The 7,093-nt window shown below is 41.9% G+C and carries 7 protein-coding genes; 4 read left to right on the plus strand and 3 right to left on the minus strand.

Annotation, left to right across the window (positions count from 1 at the left end; all coding sequences use genetic code 11):
- Positions 1 to 427: 427 nt before the first annotated feature.
- Entirely contained in the window at positions 428 to 1,717 is a 1,290-nt protein-coding gene (locus L4C33_RS17945; protein ID WP_428813779.1) for a citrate synthase, read from the plus strand.
- Between the two features lie 120 nt (positions 1,718 to 1,837).
- On the opposite strand, the gene L4C33_RS17950 is transcribed toward L4C33_RS17945, so the two are convergent.
- Positions 1,838 to 2,596 carry a Nif3-like dinuclear metal center hexameric protein gene (locus L4C33_RS17950; RefSeq protein ID WP_428813780.1) on the minus strand — a complete coding sequence of 253 codons (759 nt, stop codon included), beginning with the start codon at positions 2,594 to 2,596 and terminating at the stop codon, positions 1,838 to 1,840.
- A 91-nt stretch (positions 2,597 to 2,687) separates the two neighbouring features.
- On the opposite strand from L4C33_RS17950, the gene L4C33_RS17955 reads away from it, so the two are divergent.
- Positions 2,688 to 3,446, plus strand: a complete 759-nt coding sequence (locus tag L4C33_RS17955; RefSeq protein ID WP_428813781.1) for a DUF1853 family protein — start codon at positions 2,688 to 2,690, stop codon at positions 3,444 to 3,446.
- Between the two features lie 105 nt (positions 3,447 to 3,551).
- Here L4C33_RS17955 and pgm read toward each other — a convergent pair whose 3' ends face one another.
- A complete protein-coding gene (pgm, locus tag L4C33_RS17960) occupies positions 3,552 to 5,198 on the minus strand; it encodes a phosphoglucomutase (alpha-D-glucose-1,6-bisphosphate-dependent) (RefSeq protein WP_428813782.1) in 1,647 nt (548 codons plus the stop codon).
- Positions 5,199 to 5,289: 91 nt separating this feature from the next.
- A complete protein-coding gene (seqA, locus tag L4C33_RS17965) occupies positions 5,290 to 5,829 on the minus strand; it encodes a replication initiation negative regulator SeqA (RefSeq protein WP_428813783.1) in 540 nt (179 codons plus the stop codon).
- Between the two features lie 92 nt (positions 5,830 to 5,921).
- Between seqA and L4C33_RS17970 the strand changes: the two genes are divergently transcribed.
- Entirely contained in the window at positions 5,922 to 6,686 is a 765-nt protein-coding gene (locus L4C33_RS17970) for an alpha/beta fold hydrolase (protein ID WP_428813784.1), read from the plus strand.
- 104 nt (positions 6,687 to 6,790) lie between these two features.
- A complete protein-coding gene (locus L4C33_RS17975) occupies positions 6,791 to 7,012 on the plus strand; it encodes a DUF2788 domain-containing protein (protein ID WP_137355695.1) in 222 nt (73 codons plus the stop codon).
- The last annotated feature ends 81 nt before the right edge of the window (positions 7,013 to 7,093 follow it).

Below are 7,093 nucleotides of genomic sequence, written 5' to 3' on the forward strand. Positions count from 1 at the left end.
GGCTTGCTCACTCAGCTCCATTGAGCATTTACAGTTATTAAATAACTTTTGGTATTGTTATGGACAAATTTTGGTCCCAAACCCACAAAATGCAACATTTCCTTAACAAACCTTTGAGATAACACCCTAAGCATTTGTAAAATTATTGTTACTTTAAGAGCAAAGAAAGACACCTCACATTTCTTTCTAGCCTTGAATTTATAAGGATTTGACCAAAATTTTCAGCGCCACTATACGGCTGGCAACATTCTAATACAATTGGTGTAACAAATAATGCTACACAGAACAGATTTTTAACGAATTTAATGTAAAAAACACTAACAAGTGCACACAAAACTGTAGAAAAATTGACTTTATGAGCTAAGACCAGTAAAAAAATGGCACATAAACATCCTGGACGGATTAATAATAAACAAAGGAGATTGTTATGGCGGATAAGAAAGCTACCCTTCACATTGAAGGTCAAGCGCCAATCGAACTGCCAATTACGGAAGGTGTACTAGGTACTCCGGTAATTGATGTTCGCACACTGGGTTCAAACGGATTCTTTACTTTCGACCCGGGTTTTCTTGCCACTGCATCTTGTGAATCTCAAATCACTTTCATTGACGGTGGAAAAGGTATCCTTCTACACCGTGGTTACCCAATTGATCAACTTGCCAATAACGCTGACTACTTAGAAGTTTGTTATATTCTACTTTACGGTGAAGCTCCATCTCGCGCTCAGTACGAAGAGTTCAAGAAGACCGTTACTCGTCACACTATGGTTCATGAGCAAATCGCTAGCTTCTTCCACGGCTTCCGTCGTGATGCTCACCCAATGGCGGTTATGTGTGGCGTTGTAGGAGCTCTTGCAGCGTTCTACCATGACTCATTAGATATCAACAACGATACACACCGTGAAATTGCGGCTTACCGCCTAATTTCTAAGATGCCGACTTTGGCTTCAATGTGTTACAAGTACTCAATTGGTCAACCATTCATTTACCCACGTAACGATTTGAACTACGCGGAGAACTTCCTACACATGATGTTCGCTAACCCATGTGAAGAATACGAAGTGAACCCAATCGTTGCACGTGCAATGGATAAGATTTTCACTCTACACGCAGATCACGAACAAAACGCTTCAACGTCTACTGTACGTCTTTCTGGTTCTTCAGGTGCTAACCCATTTGCATGTATTGCAGCGGGTATCGCATCACTTTGGGGCCCAGCTCACGGCGGTGCAAACGAAGCTTGTCTTCGTATGCTCGAAGAAATAGGCAGCGTAGATAACATCGAAGAGTATGTTGCTAAAGCAAAAGACAAAGATGACCCGTTCCGCCTAATGGGCTTCGGTCACCGTGTTTACAAGAACTACGACCCACGTGCAACGGTAATGCGTGAAGCGTGTCACGAAGTTCTTAAAGAGCTAGAAATTAAAGATCCACTACTTGACGTAGCTATGGAACTTGAACGTATTGCTCTATCTGACGAATACTTTGTTTCTAAGAAACTGTACCCGAACGTAGATTTCTACTCAGGTATCATTCTGAAAGCTATCGGTATTCCTGTGTCTATGTTCACTGTAATCTTTGCGATGTCTCGTACTATCGGTTGGATTGCTCACTGGAATGAAATGCACAGCGATCCGACAAACCGTATCGGTCGCCCTCGCCAGCTTTACACTGGTAAAGAGCAGCGTGATTTCGAACCTCTACATGAACGTGAATAATAGAGTTTAGATCTGAAACTAAAAAAGGTTGATGTGAAAACATCAACCTTTTCTTTTTTTCGTTAGGAGCAAGTTGCATTAGTAGCCAGTTTAGTCCTTAACCCTATTCGCATAACTGCTTTATACTGGGTTATCAATATCAATAAACTCTACATCAAAGCCATGTTCTTCCGCTAACCATTCCCCAAGAGCTTTAACCCCATAGCGTTCGGTTGCATGGTGTCCTGCTGAAAAATAATGAATATCCAGCTCTCGTGCAGAGTAAGTTGTACGCTCTGATATTTCACCTGAAATAAACGCGTCTAAACCTTTAGATGCCGCCAACTCGATATAGTCTTGGCCACCACCCGTACACCAACCAACAGTAGTAATCGGTTTTTCTTGGTTTTCAGGAGCGATATGCAATGGCTTACGATTCAGAATTTGCTCAATTTTGTCTGCAAACTCAGCGCCTGTCATTGGTGTTTTCAACTGGCCAAACATGGCAACGGATTGTGGGTGTCCTTCCAAGCCGCCTTCTACTTCAATATCTAGCAACTCTGCTAATTTCGCGTTATTACCCAGTTCAGGGTGGATATCAAGAGGTAAGTGGTAGCCCAAAAGGTTAATATCATTTTTAATCAGGGTACGAATACGCTTGCCTTTCATACCACGAATCGCTTCTGACTCACCCTTCCAAAAGAACCCATGATGAACAAGTAAAGCGTCTGCTTTTAACTCAACCGCTTTCTCAATCAATGCTTGAGAAGCTGTAACACCAGTAACAATGCGCTTCACATGTGCCGCCCCCTCAACTTGAAGACCATTAGGACAGTAGTCTTTTATCTGCTGTGGTTGGAGCTTTTCGTTCAGAAGCTTTTCTAATTGTAAATTATTCATTTTTATTTCCAGCTTACCTTTATAATAACGTCGTTATAGCAATTTACGGGTAGAATGTCGAAAGCCCCGAACAGATGTTTACGAGGAAGATATGACAACGCTGCAACGTTTTTACCAATGGATCATAGACTCACCACCGCTACTGAAAATAACGCCACCAATTTCCGATCTCAGCGTATTCGCCAGTAATAAGTCTATTGACTCGTTACATACCTACCAAGGTAACCCTAGGTTAGGTTTTCTCTACCAACATCTGTGTGAGCAAATTATCAACGCTTCATCTAATTACTCGATTAAATACGATGAAGTACAGATAAATGTAGAAGGGCGAACTTTAGGTGCCATAGACTTTATTCTAGAAGAAGAGCGAAACCATAAACTGCAGCACTGGGAAGTAGCGATTAAGTTTTATTTACTTCATGAGCAAACCTGGTTTGGCCCTAACTCTCATGATCAACTAGACATGAAGCTCAACCGGATGCTTAGCCACCAACTAGCCATGTCTTCCTCAACAGCCTTTGTCGAGCAATACCCTGAAATCGATATCGACTCAGAACATTTATTAATGCAAGGCCGTCTATACACCAACCCTTTCTTGGAACAAAACATACCCACAGAGTGTTTGGGGTTCGATATTAACTCTAGCCAAGTAAACGGGTTTTGGTGCTATCAACACCAAGCACATTTAATCGGTGAAGCCCTTTATCCCCTCACAAAAGACCAATGGGCAGCAGGCACTAATGAGTTCACCGGCGAACCTCTCACTAAATTTGGTGATCGTTTTGTTCATGGACAAACTCAATCAGGAAAATTTTGGTTTGTGATGCCAGAAAACTGGCCGCATGGCTGAGTTTAGTACTCCAAAATTCGCTCATAACAAGAAAAATAAAAGGGCTGATGCTTTCACATCAACCCTTTCACTAGTTATTTTTCGATYCTACTCGCCAGTGTTCTATTACAGTCCAGCGGCTGCAAATACCTGATTAACGATTTCTTGAGCTTCTGCTTCAATCGCTTTTAGGTGTTCTTCACCTTTAAAGCTTTCACAGTAGATCTTGTAGATATCTTCAGTTCCTGATGGACGCGCAGCAAACCAACCATTTTCAGTGGTCACTTTAAGGCCACCAATTGCGGCACCGTTACCAGGGGCGTGCGTTAGACGTGCTGTAATCACGTCACCTGCAAGCGTTTCAGCAGAAACCATCTCTGGAGATAGTTTCTTAAGCACGTCTTTTTGCGCGCCATTTGCAACTGCTTGAATGCGGTTGTACTTAGATTCGCCATGTTTAGCCGCAAGCTCTTCATAGTACTCTTGTGGGTTTTTACCCGTTACAGCTGTAATTTCTGCTGCAAGTAGGCATAAGATTAGGCCATCTTTGTCTGTTGACCATGGCGTACCATCTTTACGTAAGAAAGATGCGCCAGCACTCTCCTCTCCACCAAAACCAAACTGACCATTGTAAAGACCATCCACGAACCATTTGAAACCTACTGGTACTTCACAAAGCTCTCGACCTAGATCAGCGACAACACGGTCAATCAATGCACTCGATACAAGTGTTTTACCAACAGCGACATCTTTGCCCCAACCTTCACGGTTGCGATATAGGTAGTCAATACAAACCGCTAGGAAATGGTTTGGGTTCATTAAGCCTTTTGGCGTAACGATGCCGTGGCGATCGTAGTCTGGGTCGTTACCAAACGCTAATGCATACTCATCTTTAAGAGCCAGTAAACCAGCCATTGCGTATGGAGAAGAACAATCCATACGCACCACACCATCTTTATCTAAAGACATGAATTGGAATGAAGGATCAACAGCTTCACTCACTAGTGTTAAATCTAGATTGTACGCTTTACCAATCTGACGCCAGTAATCAATACCGCTGCCGCCCAATGGATCAACACCAATTTTGATGTTTGCTTTCTGAATTGCTTCCATATCAACCACGTTAACCAAATCGGCAACGTATGGTGCAACTAAATCAACTTCTTTCACTAGCTCTGATTGCTTAGCTTGTGCAATAGGTGTGCGTTTAACGCCTTGCATTTCTTCTGCAATAATAACGTTAGCGCGATCTTCAATTGCTTGAGTTAATTCAGCTTCCGCTGGCCCACCATGAGTAGGGTTATATTTGATGCCACCATCTTGAGGTGGGTTGTGTGACGGAGTAATAACAATGCCGTCTGCTTTGTTATCATTAACTAGGTTATGCGTAAGAATCGCGTGTGAAATACCTGGAGTTGGAGTAAAGCCATTATTCTCCTGGATAACCACTTCAACGCCGTTTGCGATCAAGACTTCAATTACTGTCGAAAACGCGGGTTCTGAGAGCGCGTGGGTATCTTTACCCAAGAAAAGAGGGCCAGTCGTCCCCTGCTCTGCACGAACCTCAGCGACTGCTTGAGCAATTGCTAAAATATGATTTTCATTAAACGTAGATTTGTCTGCTGTACCACGGTGGCCTGAAGTACCAAAAAGTACTTTATGATCAGGGTTTGTTGCATCCGGTTGCTGCAAGAAATAGTTAGCAACTAAAGCCGGAATATTATGAAGATCTTCCTGCTGAGCTTTTTGCCCGGCACGAGGGTGCATAGCCATGTTAGACATCCTTATATATAAAACTTACAAACAAAAAAACCTCATAATATCGTTTAGTTATCGGACATTATGAGGTTTAAATCAGGTTTCTTTAAATTGAACCTGTAACTTTTTCAATTAATTCAACAGGAAAATTCATTCGACTCATTAGCTGATCAACCATTTGTCTTTTACGACTTGTATTATTATTGGTGATCACCCAAAACGGACTGCTTGGGATAGCCTTAGGCTTCGTCGTATTTCCGTTGGCAAGTAGTGTTTCTTCATTATCAGCGAAGTAAACACGTTTGCGTCCCTTAACTTGAGTTGCTTCAGAAAAACTTCCAGGATCAACATGGTGCAGTGTAGACAAAACAAGCATGAAACGATCAATGGCTTTCTTCAGTGAAGCAAACTCATCAGAAATAAGTAGAGATCGCATTTCTTTAACGCCATCAATTTTTGCCGGGACGAAACCAGCATCTTTACTGACTACAATGCCTTTCGGCTGGCTTACTGCTTGAATTTGAACTGCTTTTTGACCATCAACATTCAATAAGCGGCGTAAAATATCTGATGCACTTTCGCCAATATGTTCTGTCTGACCTGCTATGTAGCGGTACAGGTCTTCATCAACCTCAATTGTTTTCATTCGCTTTTCACAATCTCAATGTTTAAACTCTGGGGGATTATAGCGAGATCCGCGCGGATACTCTACGTTAAACCCATCATGAATAAGATAAAATGTCAGTACAGCTCAACTATAAAATTGAAGGTGCAGGTCACACCATTGTTTTGATCCATGGATTATTCGGTAATTTGGATAATTTAGGGCTTTTAGCTAGAGACCTTCGGGAAGATCATCAAATACTTAGCGTTGATCTTCGTAATCACGGGCAATCTTTCCATAGTGAAAAGCATGACTATCAATCAATGGCCCGAGATGTTGCCGACTTACTAGTGAGCTTAGATCTTAAAAAAGTTACGGTTATTGGCCACTCTATGGGTGGTAAAGTTGCAATGGCACTAACGGAGATTGAGTCTATTTCGATTGAGAAATTAGTGGTTCTAGACATGGCGCCTGTAGCTTACCAACAACGTCGCCACGACAATGTCTTCGCAGGGTTACAAGCCGTCGAGCAAGAAAAGCCGAAATCACGTTCAGAAGCTTTAAAAGTGTTAGCGGAACATATCGAAATTGACGGGGTTAGGCAGTTTCTCACTAAATCACTGTATAAACATGAAGACACCATGCAGTGGCGATTCAATRTCGAGTCACTCATCTCAAATTATAGCGATATTATTGGCTGGAAGCCCCTATCTCAAACGACTATTCCTACCATCTTTATTAAAGGTGGCGACTCAGACTACTTAACCAGTGAACACCAAGCTGCAGTTCAAGCACAATTTAAACATGCAAAAGCGCATGTTATTGCCAATACTGGGCACTGGTTACACGCAGARAAACCAGCTGAAGTTTTGAGAGCAATACGTAAATTTCTTAAGTAAATAACGAAATTTGGATAAATGAGATTTCTGCAAACACTGCGCATTAACTTTACGAATTAACAATGCTATAGTGCGCGCAAGCAAAATTGGTATATAGGGTTCCCATGCTTTACGACTACATGAACTTACTTGAATCTATAGGTTTAGATCTTCTTTTCGCTGCTATCTTTTTTTTAATTGGTATGGCGATTAAAGACGTCTTGAAACAAGGTAATGTTCCGGTATTTGGTCGTCGCATTGTATGGATGGTACTCTTTTTAGGCTGTGCGGGATTTATTGCCAAAGGGCTAATTCAACTAAGCTGGGAAGGTACTGGGATCGGTTGATATTCCCACTAACTCTATCACTCCAACATCTGACAAAATTAAAGGTAATGATTCTATGGCAAGTGTAGGTCTCTTCTTTGG

This window comes from Vibrio makurazakiensis, assembly GCF_050337375.1.
In the GTDB taxonomy this organism is placed as follows: Bacteria; Pseudomonadota; Gammaproteobacteria; order Enterobacterales; family Vibrionaceae; genus Vibrio; species Vibrio makurazakiensis.

Excerpts from the sequence above, each read along its gene's own strand:
- L4C33_RS17945 (WP_428813779.1), top strand. The coding sequence starts at position 428 with ATGGCGGATAAGAAAGCTACCCTTCACATTGAAGGTCAAGCGCCAATC.
- L4C33_RS17950 (WP_428813780.1), bottom strand. The coding sequence starts at position 2,596 with ATGAATAATTTACAATTAGAAAAGCTTCTGAACGAAAAGCTCCAACCA.
- L4C33_RS17955 (WP_428813781.1), top strand. The coding sequence starts at position 2,688 with ATGACAACGCTGCAACGTTTTTACCAATGGATCATAGACTCACCACCG.
- pgm (WP_428813782.1), bottom strand. The coding sequence starts at position 5,198 with ATGGCTATGCACCCTCGTGCCGGGCAAAAAGCTCAGCAGGAAGATCTT.
- seqA (WP_428813783.1), bottom strand. The coding sequence starts at position 5,829 with ATGAAAACAATTGAGGTTGATGAAGACCTGTACCGCTACATAGCAGGT.
- L4C33_RS17975 (WP_137355695.1), top strand. The coding sequence starts at position 6,791 with ATGCTTTACGACTACATGAACTTACTTGAATCTATAGGTTTAGATCTT.